At 37.2% G+C, this 16,053-nt stretch carries 14 protein-coding genes, 2 tRNA genes, 2 rRNA genes and 2 riboswitches; of the genes, 3 read left to right on the forward strand and 15 right to left on the reverse strand.

Going from position 1 to position 16,053, the window contains the following annotated elements; translation table 11 throughout:
* From AC1DTM_RS09945 to groES, 7 genes are all read right to left on the reverse strand, one after another.
* A 16S ribosomal RNA gene (locus tag AC1DTM_RS09945) occupies nucleotides 1-88 on the reverse strand; the annotation flags it as partial.
* 295 nt (nucleotides 89-383) lie between these two features.
* Nucleotides 384-1,889 (reverse strand): sensor histidine kinase, encoded by a 1,506-nt coding sequence (locus AC1DTM_RS09950; protein ID WP_002159515.1) that lies wholly within the window; start codon nucleotides 1,887-1,889, stop codon nucleotides 384-386.
* The gene (locus AC1DTM_RS09955; protein WP_199715728.1) at nucleotides 1,873-2,574 is read right to left on the reverse strand and encodes a response regulator transcription factor; all 702 of its coding nucleotides are present in this window, start codon (nucleotides 2,572-2,574) and stop codon (nucleotides 1,873-1,875) included. Before AC1DTM_RS09955 ends, AC1DTM_RS09950 begins: the two co-directional genes overlap by 17 nt.
* Nucleotides 2,575-2,719: 145 nt before the next feature.
* Nucleotides 2,720-4,045: an NCS2 family permease gene (locus AC1DTM_RS09960; RefSeq protein WP_002113447.1), complete on the reverse strand. Its 1,326-nt coding sequence runs from the start codon at nucleotides 4,043-4,045 to the stop codon at nucleotides 2,720-2,722.
* A gap of 128 nt (nucleotides 4,046-4,173) precedes the next feature.
* Nucleotides 4,174-4,275: riboswitch (purine riboswitch) on the reverse strand.
* A gap of 155 nt (nucleotides 4,276-4,430) precedes the next feature.
* Entirely contained in the window at nucleotides 4,431-5,969 is a 1,539-nt protein-coding gene (gene guaA / locus AC1DTM_RS09965) for a glutamine-hydrolyzing GMP synthase (RefSeq protein WP_133059462.1), read from the reverse strand.
* A 164-nt stretch (nucleotides 5,970-6,133) separates the two neighbouring features.
* A riboswitch (purine riboswitch) is annotated at nucleotides 6,134-6,235 on the reverse strand.
* 138 nt (nucleotides 6,236-6,373) lie between these two features.
* Nucleotides 6,374-8,011, reverse strand: a complete 1,638-nt coding sequence (gene groL, locus AC1DTM_RS09970; RefSeq protein WP_016103366.1) for a chaperonin GroEL — start codon at nucleotides 8,009-8,011, stop codon at nucleotides 6,374-6,376.
* Nucleotides 8,012-8,048: 37 nt separating this feature from the next.
* On the reverse strand, nucleotides 8,049-8,333 hold the full coding sequence (gene groES / locus AC1DTM_RS09975) for a co-chaperone GroES (protein ID WP_002009985.1): 285 nt from the start codon (nucleotides 8,331-8,333) through the stop codon (nucleotides 8,049-8,051).
* Between the two features lie 402 nt (nucleotides 8,334-8,735).
* On the opposite strand from groES, the gene AC1DTM_RS09980 reads away from it, so the two are divergent.
* Entirely contained in the window at nucleotides 8,736-9,485 is a 750-nt protein-coding gene (locus tag AC1DTM_RS09980) for a CPBP family intramembrane glutamic endopeptidase (protein ID WP_002009988.1), read from the forward strand.
* The gene (locus AC1DTM_RS09985; RefSeq protein ID WP_199715726.1) at nucleotides 9,482-9,673 is read left to right on the forward strand and encodes a YdiK family protein; all 192 of its coding nucleotides are present in this window, start codon (nucleotides 9,482-9,484) and stop codon (nucleotides 9,671-9,673) included. Before AC1DTM_RS09980 ends, AC1DTM_RS09985 begins: the two co-directional genes overlap by 4 nt.
* 29 nt (nucleotides 9,674-9,702) lie before the next feature.
* Here AC1DTM_RS09985 and AC1DTM_RS09990 read toward each other — a convergent pair whose 3' ends face one another.
* Nucleotides 9,703-10,332: a redox-sensing transcriptional repressor Rex gene (locus tag AC1DTM_RS09990; protein ID WP_000372704.1), complete on the reverse strand. Its 630-nt coding sequence runs from the start codon at nucleotides 10,330-10,332 to the stop codon at nucleotides 9,703-9,705.
* A gap of 187 nt (nucleotides 10,333-10,519) precedes the next feature.
* Here AC1DTM_RS09990 and abc-f point away from each other — a divergent pair, with 187 nt between their 5' ends.
* Nucleotides 10,520-12,442 carry a ribosomal protection-like ABC-F family protein gene (gene abc-f / locus AC1DTM_RS09995; protein ID WP_106408167.1) on the forward strand — a complete coding sequence of 641 codons (1,923 nt, stop codon included), beginning with the start codon at nucleotides 10,520-10,522 and terminating at the stop codon, nucleotides 12,440-12,442.
* Nucleotides 12,443-12,876: 434 nt separating this feature from the next.
* Here the strand turns inward: abc-f and tsaD are convergent, their stop codons facing one another.
* The 7 genes from tsaD to rrf all read right to left on the reverse strand — a co-directional run bounded on the left by tsaD (nucleotide 12,877) and on the right by rrf (nucleotide 15,955).
* Nucleotides 12,877-13,893, reverse strand: a complete 1,017-nt coding sequence (gene tsaD / locus AC1DTM_RS10000; protein ID WP_002009991.1) for a tRNA (adenosine(37)-N6)-threonylcarbamoyltransferase complex transferase subunit TsaD — start codon at nucleotides 13,891-13,893, stop codon at nucleotides 12,877-12,879.
* Complete coding sequence (gene rimI / locus AC1DTM_RS10005; RefSeq protein ID WP_002159529.1) at nucleotides 13,893-14,336, reverse strand: ribosomal protein S18-alanine N-acetyltransferase; 444 nt, start codon at nucleotides 14,334-14,336, stop codon at nucleotides 13,893-13,895. The genes tsaD and rimI overlap by 1 nt, the downstream gene beginning before the upstream one ends.
* Nucleotides 14,337-14,349: 13 nt before the next feature.
* A complete protein-coding gene (gene tsaB / locus AC1DTM_RS10010; RefSeq protein WP_002124827.1) occupies nucleotides 14,350-15,042 on the reverse strand; it encodes a tRNA (adenosine(37)-N6)-threonylcarbamoyltransferase complex dimerization subunit type 1 TsaB in 693 nt (230 codons plus the stop codon).
* Nucleotides 15,023-15,496 (reverse strand): tRNA (adenosine(37)-N6)-threonylcarbamoyltransferase complex ATPase subunit type 1 TsaE, encoded by a 474-nt coding sequence (gene tsaE / locus AC1DTM_RS10015; RefSeq protein WP_002159530.1) that lies wholly within the window; start codon nucleotides 15,494-15,496, stop codon nucleotides 15,023-15,025. Before tsaE ends, tsaB begins: the two co-directional genes overlap by 20 nt.
* A 175-nt stretch (nucleotides 15,497-15,671) precedes the next feature.
* Nucleotides 15,672-15,747 (reverse strand) — tRNA-Asp (locus AC1DTM_RS10020).
* A 3-nt stretch (nucleotides 15,748-15,750) separates the two neighbouring features.
* Nucleotides 15,751-15,827, reverse strand: a tRNA-Met gene (locus AC1DTM_RS10025).
* A gap of 12 nt (nucleotides 15,828-15,839) precedes the next feature.
* A 5S ribosomal RNA gene (gene rrf / locus AC1DTM_RS10030) occupies nucleotides 15,840-15,955 on the reverse strand.
* Between the last annotated feature and the right edge of the window lie 98 nt (nucleotides 15,956-16,053).

The following is a 16,053-nucleotide window of genomic DNA, read 5'->3' on the forward strand; positions in this document are numbered from 1 at the left end:
GAGCAAGCTCTTAATCCATYCGCTCGACTTGCATGTATTAGGCACGCCGCCAGCGTTCATCCTGAGCCAGGATCAAACTCTCCAATAAAGTTAGTTTGTCTAGCATCTAAAAATAAAAATTGACGTTTACGTTGTTTGTTTCGTTCAGTTTTCAAAGAACTTRTCTGCCGCTCATTTGCGACTYCCTTATGTTAACATTTTCATATTTCAATGTCAACCAAGTTTTTYKWTTTSTTTTGTCGCTTTCTGCGTTGTTGCTATCGGCGACTTGTCCTATATTACACCTCTATACTCTAATCGTCAATATGTTTTTCTAAAAAAATATAAAAAGACTTATTCCTTTTAAAATAAGCCTTTTTATCCTATAACATTCTATTCATTTATTATTTTTCTATAATTGGTAATGAAACGATGAACTGAACGATCCCATCCTCATACTCAGCTCGAATACTACCACCTTGCAACTCAACAATGCTTTTCGCAATAGCTAATCCGAGCCCCGAACCTTCTGTTACTCTACTTCTAGATTGATCTTTCTTATAAAACCGTTCAAACAAGTTCCCTAACTCTTCTCTCGTAAACTCTTCACTATGATTTGCAATAACAATTTGTATATCCCTGCGCTGTCTTTGCAGAGAAACTTTTATCTCTCCATCATCTTTACTATACTTAATCGCATTCATTAGCAAGTTGTCGAATACACGGACCATCTTTTCCGAGTCAATCATTGCATGCGCACGTTCTTCAGGAAATTTTTTAACAAATGAAAGCCCGTGCTCTTCTGCCTGTGGTACTAACTCTTCTATTAATTGATCAAGCAACTCATTTACACATACTTCTTGTTTTTCTAATACAACTTGTTCATTTGTTAACTTCGTATACTCAAATAAATCTTCTATTAAATTCTTTAACTGCTCCGACTTTGCAAAAGCAATTTTAGTATACTCATCATGTTGCTCTTTATTTTCATATTTAGAGTCTCTAAGTAATCGTAAGTATCCCATAATAGAAGTAAGCGGCGTACGCAAATCATGAGATACATTCGTAATAAGCTCATTCTTTTGCTTCTCTAATTTACGTTCCTTTTCTATATTATTCATAAGCTCTTCTGCCATATTATTAATATTCTCAGTTAAAGACGCAATCTCATCTTCACCTTTCTTCTCAATACGATAAGCCAAGTTTCCTTTTTCTATTTCTTTCACACCTTCTGCCATCGCTTCGATCTGCTTCATCTTTCTCTTTGTTATATAGAAGAAAGAGAAAATGAATACGAGCACACCAATTAAAAACGGGAATGGCCCTTCTTGCGTGTCATACATTACTTCTCCCTCTGGAATTCCACTAACAAACATGTACAAATTCTTTCCTTCTATAGTAATAGGTGAAAAAGCTATAAACTCTTTTCTTGTACTTTCAAATACTTCTCTACCATTTGTATAATTAATCGCAAACGATGCTGCATTACGAATCGTATTATGCAAATCTATTTGCTCTTCTTGTGCCTGCTTCGTTTTATATAAAACTTTCCCGCTTTCGTCAGTAACCAATATCTTTAAAGCTCTAGATCCTTGCTCTAAATTTTGGTTCTCTATTTCAATCATATTTGATATGGCTTCTAATTTATTTTCATGAACTGAGCTATTTGCAGCACTTTGAGCTTGTTGATTAATTCGCTCCATACCAGCTCGATAATCGATAGTAGCCTCACGATTTGCATTTTCAAAAAATGGTGCTGCTGCTTTCGTTGATAAAACTCCTAATAACGCACAAGCTGCGAAAGTAGTAATCAGTTGAATTCTTATACTCCGCCGTACACTCTTCACTAATTTCTCCACTAATGTTCTAGCTTTCCTAACATAAGTAAATGGATTAAATATCTTTTTCAATCTTATACCCCACTCCCCATACTGTTTTTATATATCTCGGCTTCCTTGGATTCTCCTCAATCTTTTCACGTACTTTTCGAATATGTACCATTACAGTGTTATCAGACTGGAAAGATCTTTCGTTCCAAACTTTTTCATAAATTTGCTCAGCACTAAAGACCATACCTGGATTACGAGCTAGCAATTCTAAAATTGAAAATTCCCTTGGAGTTAACTTCACTTCTTCTCCCTCTACAATGACTTTATGAGTTGAGATGTTTATTGCCATATTCCCAATTTCTAACTCGTCCTCATTTTGAATAGCAAAACCATTCATTTTCATATAACGACGTAGCTGAGATTTAATTCTTGCGATTAACTCTAACGGATTAAACGGTTTTGTTACGTAATCATCTGCACCTGTTGTTAATCCTAAAATTTTATCCATATCTTGCGTTTTTGCCGAAAGCATAATAATCGGCATTTCCTTCGCTTCCCTTACTTTCATACACATATGAATACCATCTACTTTCGGCATCATAATATCTAATACGACTAAGTGCACTTCATTTTCTTCTAATATACGTAACCCTTCTTCTCCGTCCCCTGCTTGCAGTACTTTATATCCTTCGTTCTTTAAATAAATTGTAATAAGGTTCCTAATTTCTTTTTCATCATCTACAACAAGTATCGTTTCCTCGGCCATAATATCTCCCCCATCAGTTTTTTAATCCCTAACTTCTATTATAAGAAAACTTCTGAAGAAAAACGCTCGGAAATCCTTAAGATTTTCTGAAGACGCAAAAAAGGTCTAGACTCCCCTTAAGTCTAGACCTTTCAAAAAACCCCTTTTATTTACGAACGTAGATGAAATATAGTACGAATAAAACTCCCATAACATACATAATTGGATGAATCTCTTTACGACGACCACTCACAACCATTGTAATTGGATAGAAGATAAATCCAATCGCGATTCCTGTTGCGATACTATACGTAAGTGGCATAGAGATGATTGTAAAGAATGCCGGTACTGCAATCTCGAATTTCTTCCAATCAATTTCTCCTAAAGATGAAACCATCAAGATTCCTACAATAATTAGAGCTGGTGCCGTTACAGCTGGTGTCACAACACTTAATAGTGGCGAGAAGAAAAGTGCCAGTAAGAAGAATCCTGCTGTTACAACTGCTGTAAATCCAGAACGTCCTCCTGCTGCTACCCCTGCAGACGATTCAATGTAAGACGTTGTAGTAGATGTACCTAGAATTGCACCAATTACAGTTGCAACCGCATCTGCAAATAATGCTTTTCCTGCACGTGGTAATTTATTGTTCTTCATTAATCCCGCTTGATTCGCAACCGCTACAAGCGTACCTGCTGTATCAAAGAAATCGATAAAGAAAAACGTGATAATAACAATCGCCATTTCAACAGTGAAAATATCTCCAAAGTGAGTTAACGCCACACCGAACGTTGGTTCTAGACTCGGTATTGCTCCCACTACAGCTTTCGGAGTATCAATTAATCCTGTTGCTACTCCTAAGATTGCCGTAAGAATCATACCGTAGAAAACAGCACCATTTATTTTCCTAATCATGAAGATGATTGTAATAACAACTCCGAAAATCGCCAGCAACGTTGTACCCTTCGTTAAATCCCCTAATCCAACAAGGACAGCATCATTTTTTACGATAATTCCGGCATTTTGGAATCCAAGGAAGGCAATGAATAATCCGATACCCGCCGCTACTGCAAACTTTAACTCTACTGGAATTGCATTAATGATTTTTTCACGAATACCTGAAGCAGTAAGAATAATAAAGATAATACCTGACATTAATGTTCCAGCAATCGCCGTTTGCCACGGAATTCCCATCGTTAACACCGCTGTATAAGCAAAGAACGCGTTTATTCCCATACCTGGCGCTAAAGCAATCGGATACTTCGCAAATATCCCCATGATTAACGAACCAATCGCCGCTGCTAATGCTGTAGCAACGAATACTGCACCTGGATCCATTCCTGTACCTGCTGGTAACCCTTTAACATTTCCAAGCGACAGCGTAGCAGGATTGACAAATAGTACGTAAGCCATAGATAGAAATGTCGTTAACCCTGCTATGAACTCAGTCTTATAATTCGTACCGAGCTCATCAAACTGAAAATAGCGTTTCATCCTACGTTTCCCCCGTTATATGATTACTCGCCGTATTTCACCCTAGCCCTCTTTTATCTATAAAAATAAAAAAGGCTCCCATTGCATATACATGGAAGCGTTCTATAAACAAAGACAAGTTTCCCCTCATCTTTATACAAACGCCTCGTAGTCAAGCCATTTACGGTAGCTAGGTAGAAACTTTCGGGCCATATCCCCGATATTATACGACGGCATAATATTCACTTTTTGTTTGAATTACATACTCATATTAACTCACAATAGGGTGTGTGTCAATTTAAAAACGAACATTTTTATATATTTTTATATTTTCGTTCGTATAATCACTTAAAAACAAAAAGATCCATCTATGCATAAAATGATAGATGGATCTTTCATTATAATACTATTCCCACTCAATAGTTGCTGGTGGCTTACTCGTTATATCATACACGATACGGTTAACGTGTTTTACTTCGTTTACGATACGTACAGAGATTTTCTCTAATACGTCCCAAGGGATACGTGCCCAGTCAGCTGTCATACCATCGATAGATGTTACTGCACGGATACCTACTGTGTAATCGTAAGTACGCTCGTCACCCATAACACCTACACTACGCATACCAGGAAGCGCAGTGAAGTATTGCCAAACTTCACGTTCTAATCCTGCTTTTTGGATTTCTTCACGTAAAATCGCATCAGATTCACGAACGATTTCTAATTTCTCTTCTGTAATTTCACCTAATACACGAATACCAAGTCCTGGACCTGGGAACGGTTGACGCCATACGATTTCATCAGGAATTCCTAATTCTGATCCTAATACACGTACTTCATCTTTAAATAAAGTGTTTAAAGGCTCAATTAATTTGAACTGCATGTCTTCTGGAAGTCCACCAACGTTATGGTGAGATTTAATTGTTTGTGCAGTTGCTGTACCACTTTCAACGATGTCCGTGTAAAGTGTACCTTGCGCTAGGAAGTCCATTCCTTTTAATCTAGAAGCTTCATCATCAAATACGTAAATGAATTCATTACCGATGATTTTACGCTTTTGTTCTGGATCTTCTACACCTTTTAACTTGTTCATGAAGCGTTCTTTCGCATCCACTTTAATAACGTTCATATGGAAGCCTTCGCTAAATGTTTTCATAACACCTTCTGCTTCATCTTTACGAAGTAAACCGTGGTCCACGAAAATACATGTTAATTGGTCACCAATCGCCTTATGAATTAATACTGCTACAACAGAAGAGTCTACACCGCCGCTAAGTGCGCATAGTACTTTTTTGTCTCCAACAGTTTCACGGATCTTCTCTAATTCTACTTCGATAAAGTTCTCCATGTTCCATCCTTCAGAACAACCACATACGCCGAATACGAAGTTTTTAATTAAATCGTTACCGTGCTCAGAGTGACGTACTTCTGGGTGGAATTGTACACCATATAAGTTTTTGTCTTCATTGCTCATACCAGCAATTGGACAAGACTCACTTGTTGCATCTACTACGAATCCTTCAGGTAAACCAGTTACTAAGTCACCATGGCTCATCCATACAACTTGCTCTTCTGGAAGGTTCGCATATAATTTTGATTCGTTCTCTACTTTAAGAACAGCTTTTCCATACTCACGGTGGTTGGCACGTTCTACTTTACCACCGAAGTGTTGCGTCATAAGCTGCATACCGTAACAGATACCGAAAATCGGTAATCCTAGTTCAAAGATTTTTTCATCACAATGTAATGCACCTTCACCGTATACACTATTTGGTCCACCAGAGAAAATGATCCCTTTTGGATTCATTGCTTTAATTTCTTCTGCAGTAATTGTATGCGGATGAAGTTCACTGTATACACCGAACTCACGAATTCGACGTGCTATTAACTGATTGTACTGACTCCCAAAATCTAAAACGATAATTGTATCATGCTGCTTCTTCAAAATAATCACCCCAACGTTAGTTCTCGTATATAAATATTTTCACCAATTTAGCAAAAAGAATTACCAATATAATAAAAAAAGCCAGTCCTCCGCCTCTAGTCTCATAACAAAGAAAGGCAGGGGTCTGGCTTTATAAAGAAAGATAGTCTTCCGCTCTTTATAAATATAAGACACACTGCCTTCATAGTCAGGTTGTTTACGGTAACCCGGTAGAGACTCTCAAACCATATCATTGAGGATATATGAAGGATCGTTTTATATTATCTTCCTAGATTCTAACAATGAAGTATGAGTATGGTCAAGAGAGAAAGCGACAAAATTCTACAGAAATTAATTTCCTGCGCTCAAAAACACAAAAAACATCCATTTCTATATAGAAATGGATGTTTTTCGAGCAAACGGAATTACATCATTCCGCCCATACCGCCCATGCCCATGCCGCCCATGTCAGGCATTCCAGCAGAACCAGCTGGTTCTGGCTTGTCAGCAACTACAGCTTCAGTTGTTAAGAACATAGCTGCAACAGATGCTGCGTTTTGAAGTGCAGAACGAGTTACTTTAGCTGGATCTACGATACCAGACTCAAGCATGTTAACCCATTCGCCAGTAGCTGCGTTGAAACCAACGCCTACTTTTTCGCCTTTTAGACGCTCTACAACTACAGATCCTTCTAGACCAGCGTTGATTGCGATTTGACGAACTGGCTCTTCTAGTGCACGAAGTACGATGTTGATACCTGTTGCTTCGTCGCCTTCAGCTACGATAGAAGCTACTTTTGTGTATACGTTCATAAGTGAAGTACCACCACCTGCAACGATACCTTCTTCTACTGCTGCACGAGTTGAGTTAAGTGCATCTTCAATGCGAAGTTTGCGCTCTTTTAACTCAGTTTCAGTTGCTGCACCTACTTTAATTACTGCTACACCGCCCGCAAGTTTAGCAAGACGCTCTTGTAATTTTTCACGATCGAATTCAGAAGTAGTTTCTTCTAATTGCGCGCGGATTTGACCGATGCGAGCTTCGATTTGTTGTGAATTTCCAATACCTTCAACTACAGTTGTGTTTTCTTTCGTTACAACAATTTTACCAGCACGTCCTAAAGATTCAACTGTAGCAGATTTTAAGTCACGTCCTAATTCTTCAGTGATTACTTCGCCACCAGTTAAGATTGCGATATCTTCTAGCATTGCTTTACGACGGTCACCAAATCCAGGAGCTTTAACAGCTACTACATTGAATGTACCACGAAGTTTGTTCACTACTAATGTAGCTAACGCTTCGCCTTCTACATCTTCAGCAATGATAAGAAGTGGTTTACCTTGTTGTACCACTTGCTCTAATACTGGTAAGATTTCTTGGATGTTAGAAATCTTTTTATCAGTAATTAAAATGTATGGGTTATCAAGAACTGCTTCCATTTTGTCAGAATCAGTAATCATGTAAGGAGATGCATATCCACGATCAAATTGCATACCTTCTACTACGTCTAATTCTGTTGTGAATCCTTTAGATTCTTCTAAAGTAATAACGCCGTCGTTACCAACGCGCTCCATTGCTTCAGCGATTAATTGACCTACTTCTTCGTCAGCCGAAGAAATAGCAGCTACTTGTGCGATAGAAGATTTACCTTCGATTGGTTTAGAAATCGCTTTTAATTCTTCAATTGCAGCAGTAACAGCTTTTTCGATACCTTTACGAAGACCCATTGGGTTTGCACCAGCTGTTACGTTTTTAAGACCTTCACGAATCATAGCTTGCGCTAATACAGTTGCAGTTGTCGTTCCGTCACCAGCTACATCGTTTGTTTTGCTAGCAACTTCTGCTACTAATTTCGCACCCATGTTTTCGAATGCATCTTCTAATTCGATTTCTTTTGCGATTGTTACACCGTCATTTGTAATAAGTGGTGAACCGAATTTTTTCTCAAGTACAACGTTACGACCTTTTGGTCCAAGCGTTACTTTTACTGCGTTTGCAAGAGTGTCGACACCGCGAAGCATCGAACGACGTGCTTCTTCACTAAATTTAATATCTTTTGCCATAATAATTGACCCCCTTGGATTTTTAAAATGTATATAATTAACCGATAATTGCTAAAATGTCACTTTCACGTAAAATCAAGTAGTCTGTACCTTCGTATTTCACTTCAGTACCTGCATATTTTGAGAAGATGATAAGATCACCTGCTGCTACCTCTAAAGCAACACGCTCACCATTTTCAAGCACTCGGCCTGTACCTACTGCAATAACTTTACCCTCTTGTGGTTTTTCTTTTGCAGTTTCTGGTAATACAATACCACTTGCTGTTTTTTCTTCTGCTTGAACAAGTTCAATTACAACGCGATCACCTAATGGCTTTAGCATGAACAATAACCTCCTCATTTTGTTATGTAAATTTTATTTATTAGCACTCAAGTCACACGAGTGCTAACACACTTCTAATAATAAATAATCTCAATTTCTTTTGCAAGTAAAAAAATCATAATTTTTTCGCAAATTACTTTATGCACTTTCCTAGATATCATTACTTCTTCTACTACCTTTACTATATGAATCGTTGTTCCCACTTCTTGTATGTTACAATATGAAAGACACCCTAAGTTGTTTTCGCTAAACGTACAACTTTTTCCTGTCTCCTATTTTATTTTCAAATACTTATTTACAAAAAAAATATAATTCAGATGAAAGTTTATATCGTAGGTAGCATATTTACATGTTATCCTACCTTATCTCATACACTAGCGTTAGAAAGGATGGTTAAACCATTTGAAAAAACAATATTGGTGGATTATCGTTACATACATTTTAATGCAGTTATCAGGCATTGCCGGGTTACCGCTTCTCCTGAAAACTGGACTATACGATAATAGGGGATTTACTAGAGAGGAAAAACTTCAGCTCATAACTGGTCATTGGGCTATCATTAGCTTTTTCATTGCATTATGCGTTGTACTTTGGTTACTCAGAACAGACATTCGTGACAGGCATTTAGATAAAATGCGCTCTACTGTTCCAGCTACAATTGGGTGGATTTTTATTGGTTTCTTCTTAGCGCTGTTCTCACAAAGCATTGCCGGTATGATCGAAATGCGTTTATTAGGGATTACACCGGGATCTGAAAATACAGCAAGACTTATGGACATCGCAAGAACGACACCTTGGTTCCTTATTGTCATATCTATAATAGGACCTATTTTGGAAGAAATCGTATTTAGAAAAATTTTATTCGGTACACTTTATAAGAAGTTTAACTTCTTTATTGCCGCTATCATTAGTTCACTTGTATTCGCGGCGATTCATTTTGATTTTACTCACTTATTGGTATACACTTCTATGGGGCTCGTATTCGCCTTTTTATACGTAAAAACGAAACGAATTATAGTTCCTATTGCAGCTCATGTTGCAATGAATACATTAGTTGCAGTTGCTCAAGTTGTAGTAAGTAATGAGCAAATTCAAGAAATGATTAAAGAAGCTGAAAAAATGCAAGGCTTTATCGGAGGATTTTTAGTATGAGAAACTCACCATTGTTCATGGCTGTATTGTACTTTCTTCTTGGATGTATCTTTACACGCTTCGCCATTACGAACGTAACAGATACAATCTGGAATATGTGGACAATACTATTTGCAGTTATGGCAACAATTGATTTTAATTTGGCACTTCGCCTTATCTTAGTTAAATTCACAAAGAAAAAACAATAATAAAACGCAGAGGTCATCTCCTCTGCGTTTTATTGTGGATAATTCTTCAAAAAGTAAACAAGCGTTTGTAACTCTACAGCTAAATCAATGTGATGAATTCTTATATTCTCTGACACATTTAAGCGTGCTGGTGTGAAATTTAAAATACCATGCACGTTCGTTTCTGCCAATCTATCTGCCACAGATTGCGCTACTGTAGCGGGTACCGTTAATATTGCCACTTGTATATCAGTTGATAAACGTTCTTCTAATTCATCCAAATGATATACAGGAATTCCTCCGATTTCTGTTCCAACTTTCTCTTCACTAACATCAAACGCCATTTCAATTTTTGTATTATTGTTTTTCGTGAAATTATAATGTAAGAAAGCGGTCCCTAAATTACCTACTCCAATAAGTGCCACACGTGTTATATCATCTTGGTCGAGTGTTTCACGGAAAAATGATAATAAATAATTTACGTTATATCCATATCCTTTTTTCCCTAACGCTCCAAAATATGAAAAATCTCTTCGAATAGTTGCGGAATCAACCTTTACCGCTTCACTCAATTCGGCTGATGAAACACGTTGCTTACCAGAAAGAGATAAGTTTTGGATAAATCGATAGTATAGAGGCAATCGTTTGGCAGTGGCCTGTGGAATTTTTTGCTGATCCATATAACCTCTCCTCTCTTCCTATCTTTATTCTTATACTTGAATCAAATACAGAAGTTTAGTACTCATGAATTTCCTTGTATAATAAAGAGAAGAAGTATTCTCTCTTTATTTTAAACTATACACTATTTTTAGTATGATTGAGAAATATAAACATGGCAAAGTTAAGAAATTATTTGAGGTGAAAACATTGATATTATTACAAGTGAATGGGCTTTCGAAATTATACGGTGCAGAAACGATTCTTGCAAACATAAAATTGGAAGTACAAACAAAAGATCGTATCGCATTAGTCGGACGAAATGGAGCCGGAAAATCTACATTATTAAAAATAATAGCTGGCGAGTTATCTCATGATGGTGGTGAAATTATAAAACCAAAAGATGTCTCAATGGGGTATTTAGCTCAAAATACCGGATTAGAAACGTCTTTAACAATTTGGGATGAAATGTTAACCGTCTTTACACATCTACAGCAGATGGAGACAAAACTTCGAAAGCTAGAGCAAGAGATGGGAAAAGAAGAAAACTTTTCAAATGCGGCTATATATGAGAAATTATTAGCTGATTATGACCAATTACAATTAGATTATAAAGATCAAGGCGGCTATCAGTACGAAGCGGATATACGCTCGATTCTAAGCGGTCTTGGCTTCCCAGTTGAAACGCATCAGACGACAATTTCCACATTAAGTGGTGGACAAAAGACTCGATTAGCTCTTGGGAAATTATTATTAACTAGACCAGACTTACTTATTTTAGACGAACCTACAAACCATTTGGACATTGAGACACTAACATGGCTTGAACAATATTTACAAGGCTATCCCGGCGCGATTTTAATCGTTTCCCATGACCGTTATTTCTTAGATAAACTCGTTACACAAGTATACGAAATTTCTAATAAGGAAAGCCGACGATTTGTTGGTAACTACAGTAAATATTTAGACTCAAAATCAGCTCTATACGAGCAAGAGATGAAGCGTTATGAAAAACAACAAGATGAAATTTCTAAACTGGAAGACTTTGTGCAAAAAAATATAGCTCGTGCATCTACGACAAAACGTGCTCAAAGTCGCCGTAAACAATTAGACAGAATGGAAGTATTAGCTAGACCATTAGGCGATTCTAAATCAGCTTCCTTCCACTTCGATATTGAAAAACAAAGTGGAAATGATGTTTTACAAGTTAAAGATGCAACTATTGGCTATTATCAGGAACCGATTATTGAACATGTAAATATGCGCTTAACTCGCGGTGACAGTGTTGCCTTAGTTGGGCCAAACGGAATTGGAAAATCTACATTATTAAAATCCATTGTGAATAAGTTACAGCTATTACATGGAAACGTTGCTTTCGGGTCAAATGTATCTGTTGGTTATTATGATCAAGAACAAGCCAACTTAACATCTTCGAAGCGAGTTTTAAATGAACTATGGGATGAATATCCCCTGCAACCTGAAAAAGAAATTCGCACTATACTAGGCAACTTTTTATTCACAGGGGATGATGTACTCAAACCAGTATCTTCTCTTAGTGGTGGACAAAAGGCTCGACTAGCTCTTGCAAAACTTATGATGCAAAAATCCAATTTATTAATTCTCGATGAACCAACAAACCATCTTGATTTAAATAGTAAAGAGATTTTGGAGAATGCTTTAATTGATTACCCAGGTACTCTTCTATTCGTCTCTCATGACCGCTACTTTATTAATCGCGTAACGACAACCGTTGTTGAGTTATCAACAGAAGGTGCACAAGAATATTTAGGTGATTACGATTATTACGTTGAAAAGAAAAATGAAATGATTGAACGTGCGGAACTAGAGCAAGAAGATGAAGTACCTGTTCAAAAAGTGGTGGCACAAGAAAAATTAAATTATCTCGAAGAAAAAGAACGTAAACAGTTAGAGCGTCAACGTACTCGAAAAATTGAAGAACTGGAACAAAATATCGTAGGCTTAGAAGAAGAAATTGCTACGTTAGAAGATCAGCTTTGCTTACCAGAAATATATGCAGATTATGAAAAGGCTAGTGAAATTACAACTAAAAAACAAAAACTGCAAGAACAGCTTGAAGCTTGTATGGCAGAATGGGAAGAACTGCATATATAAGAGAATTTAAAAGAGGGGGATGTCTCATAAGTCGGTCTTTTTGACGAGATGACCTCCTTTTTATTTTCTCTTTTGGAATCAATACCATAGTAAATGAAATTATATAAACGATTCGACAAGAAATATCGATTTACCGACAAGGATTGACAATAGTAGCACCTTATATAACAAGTGGAGGATGTTTCAAAATGTTTTTTGGACATCTCCTTGTTTTTTATTTCCCAAAAAAGAATTTCTACAAAGGTCAGACTTCCACTATGTTATCCACAAGGTTATGCACATATCCACCTTTATAATATAAACTCCCAAATAACTTTTCCACATTATCCACAGTCACACAAAAAGTTATACACATTTTATGTACACAAAAAAACCCGTATTATCAACAGATAATACGGGTTTTATCCACAATCTGTGGTTAATTTTGTGTATAACTATGCTTCAATATCTAATCCTGGATTTGCATTTAAAGCTAATGTAGCGCGTTTTCCTTGTTCGTATGCAATTGTACCTGCAGCCGCAATCATCGCTGCATTATCTGTGCATAAAGATAGAGGAGGAATAATTAGCTCTATATTTTCTTTTTGTGCAAATTCTGCTGCTAAACGTGCACGAAGCCCTTTATTAGCAGCTACTCCACCAGCAAGAAGCACTTGTTTTACATTATAAGCATCTGCTGCACGGGACGCTTTCGTTACAAGTACATCTATTACACTTTCTTGGAAACTTGCTGCTAAATCTTCTGGTGCAATTTCTATACCGCGCTGTTTTGCGTTATGCACAGTGTTGATAACTGCTGATTTCAATCCACTAAAGCTGAAATCATACGAATCAGGTTCTAGCCACGCACGAGGCAAATCAATTGTTGGTTTTCCTTCATGCGCAAGGCGATCAATATGAGGACCACCTGGATAAGGCATTGATAATGTACGAGCTACTTTATCGTAAGCTTCTCCTGCCGCATCATCTCGCGTTTCACCAATCACTTCAAATGAACCATGTTCTTTCATATAAACAAGCTCCGTATGTCCACCGGATACAACAAGCGATAGTAACGGGAATTGTACTTCTTTTACTAAACGGTTCGCATAAATATGACCAGCAATATGATGAACACCAACTAGAGGGATATCATGAGCAAAAGCCACAGCTTTCGCTGCATTTACACCTATTAAAAGTGCTCCGACTAAACCTGGGCCTTCTGTTACAGCAATTGCATCAATATCCTCAAAAGTGATATTCGCTTCTTTTAAAGCTTCTTCTAACACAACTGTGATTTCTTCTACATGATGACGGGATGCAATCTCTGGTACAACTCCGCCAAAACGCTTATGACTTTCAATTTGCGATGCAACGACATTCGCAATGATTTCCGTTCCATTTTTAACAACTGCTACAGCTGTTTCGTCACAGCTTGTTTCAATACCAAGTATAATTGTGTTTTTTTCCATTATATATTCACCCACATTACAAGACCATCTTCCTGATTGTCTGCATAGTATCGTTTACGAATCCCACCATTTTGAAATCCGTATTTTCTGTATAACTGCTTTGCTACTTCATTTGACACGCGTACTTCAAGTGTCATTGTTTTTACTCCTAACCCTTTCGCTTCGGAAATGACTTCTTTCAATAAGGCATCCCCTAGCTTTTGACCTCTGTATTCTGGTAGGATAGCTATATTTGTTACATGTGATTCATCAATAATTATCCACAATCCACAATATCCAATTACGAGACCATCTTTTTCTAGCACGACATAATGTGCATGTTCATTCATCTCTAATTCACGGTGAAAGGCATCTGCAGTCCAAGGGGTTGAAAAAGATGCTTCTTCAATAGCTACAATTTGAGCAATATCATCAAGTGCCATCTTTCTAAATATCATATCCATCTTCTGTAGGCCCCTATTGTTTTTGACTTTCTAACCATTTTGTTTCAGCTTCAGCTAAACGAAGATAGCTAGGAACAAACGTATGCACGTCTTGTTCTTCTTTTTGTAATCCTAAAAATGCTAATTCACTTGGTCTTGGGTTATTCTTAGTGAACGGAGCAAATACAGCTTGATCACCTAAATATTCTACAATTGTTTCTTTATGCAATTTAACATCGTTACCAATAAATAAAACAGGCTGTTCTTTATCTTTTAACATTTGCAACCAGTCAACAATAAGAATAATTCGGTCTTCTTCTATTGAAGTTATACGCTCTCCTTCATATGTATATAACCCCGTGTAAATTTGACCACGTCGGCCATCAAATAAAGGACAAATTAGTCCATTAAAATTAGTACCATTTGCAGCCACCACTTCTAAACTTGATACACCTACAATTGGTATTTGAAGTGACCAAGCTAATGTTTTTGCAGCTGTCACACCTATACGAACACCTGTATATGATCCTGGTCCAGCTGCTACAACAATTTTAGTCAATTCTTTCGGTTTTACACCGCATTCTTTTAACAGTTTCTCTACAGCTGGCATAAGACGTACAGAATGGTTTTTTGTTAAATTTGTAATGATTTCCCCAATCACGTTCCCTTCCTCAATAAGGGATACACCCATTACGTAATTTGAAGTATCAATTGCTAGTACTTTCATCTTGTAATAGCTCCTCACATAATCTAATATAGCGATCTCCAATTGGCTCGAGTACAATTTTTCTTGTATCATCTCCAGCATGGAATAAACTAATTTGCAACTTCTCATTCGGTAAATATGCTTCTATTAAATGAGCCCATTCTACTACTGTAATCCCTTCACCATAGAAATACTCATCAAATCCTAAATCTTCTTCACTTTCCGCTAAACGATACACATCCATATGATATAGCGGTAATCTTCCTTTATATTCTTTAATAATATTGAAGGTAGGACTATTTACGACTCTTTTCACTCCAAGACCTTTTGCTAGTCCTTTTGTAAAAGTCGTCTTGCCAGCTCCAAGATCACCTTCTAAAATAATTACATCTTGTGCCTTTACAAGTCCCCCTAATTTTTCTGATAATCGCTGGGTTTCTTCGGAAGATTTTGTTGTTACTTCATATTTACTCACAGACTTCACCTACTTTACTCACAATGTTCTCTGCTCTTTATTATACAGGTTTTAAATATATAAAAAAGTCCTTAGGAGTTTTCCTAAGGATAGTTTGACTGTCTTTATTAGTTTTTTTGTTAAAACAAATAAAAAAATACGAAACAACTTGTTTCGTTCTTTTCTTTATATAAAATGGCGGTCCCGACCGGGGTCGAACCGGCGATCTCCTGCGTGACAGGCAGGCATGTTAACCACTACACCACGGGACCATTTGGTTGCGGGGACAGGATTTGAACCTGCGACCTTCGGGTTATGAGCCCGACGAGCTACCGTACTGCTCCACCCCGCGATGATATAAATAGCTTGGCGACGTCCTACTCTCACAGGGACAAGGTCCCAACTACCATCGGCGCTAGAGAGCTTAACTTCCGTGTTCGGTATGGGAACGGGTGTGACCTCTCTGCCATCATCACCAAACTATTGAAGGTATATTCCTTCAAAACTAGATAACATTTGCTTCATATTATATGGTTAAGTCCTCGATCTATTAGTATTCGTCAGCTCCACATGTCACC

The organism is Bacillus sp. P4_D3 (genome assembly GCF_056401855.1).

Bases quoted from the DNA above. Each gene is read 5' to 3' on its own strand.
- tsaB (WP_002124827.1), bottom strand. From the start codon at position 15,042: ATGAAAGTACTAGCAATTGATACTTCAAATTACGTAATGGGTGTATCC.
- groES (WP_002009985.1), bottom strand. From the start codon at position 8,333: ATGCTAAAGCCATTAGGTGATCGCGTTGTAATTGAACTTGTTCAAGCA.
- rimI (WP_002159529.1), bottom strand. From the start codon at position 14,336: ATGGATATGATATTTAGAAAGATGGCACTTGATGATATTGCTCAAATT.
- tsaD (WP_002009991.1), bottom strand. From the start codon at position 13,893: ATGGAAAAAAACACAATTATACTTGGTATTGAAACAAGCTGTGACGAA.
- AC1DTM_RS09955 (WP_199715728.1), bottom strand. From the start codon at position 2,574: ATGGCCGAGGAAACGATACTTGTTGTAGATGATGAAAAAGAAATTAGG.
- groL (WP_016103366.1), bottom strand. From the start codon at position 8,011: ATGGCAAAAGATATTAAATTTAGTGAAGAAGCACGTCGTTCGATGCTT.
- AC1DTM_RS09990 (WP_000372704.1), bottom strand. From the start codon at position 10,332: ATGGATCAGCAAAAAATTCCACAGGCCACTGCCAAACGATTGCCTCTA.
- AC1DTM_RS09985 (WP_199715726.1), top strand. From the start codon at position 9,482: ATGAGAAACTCACCATTGTTCATGGCTGTATTGTACTTTCTTCTTGGA.
- AC1DTM_RS09960 (WP_002113447.1), bottom strand. From the start codon at position 4,045: ATGAAACGCTATTTTCAGTTTGATGAGCTCGGTACGAATTATAAGACT.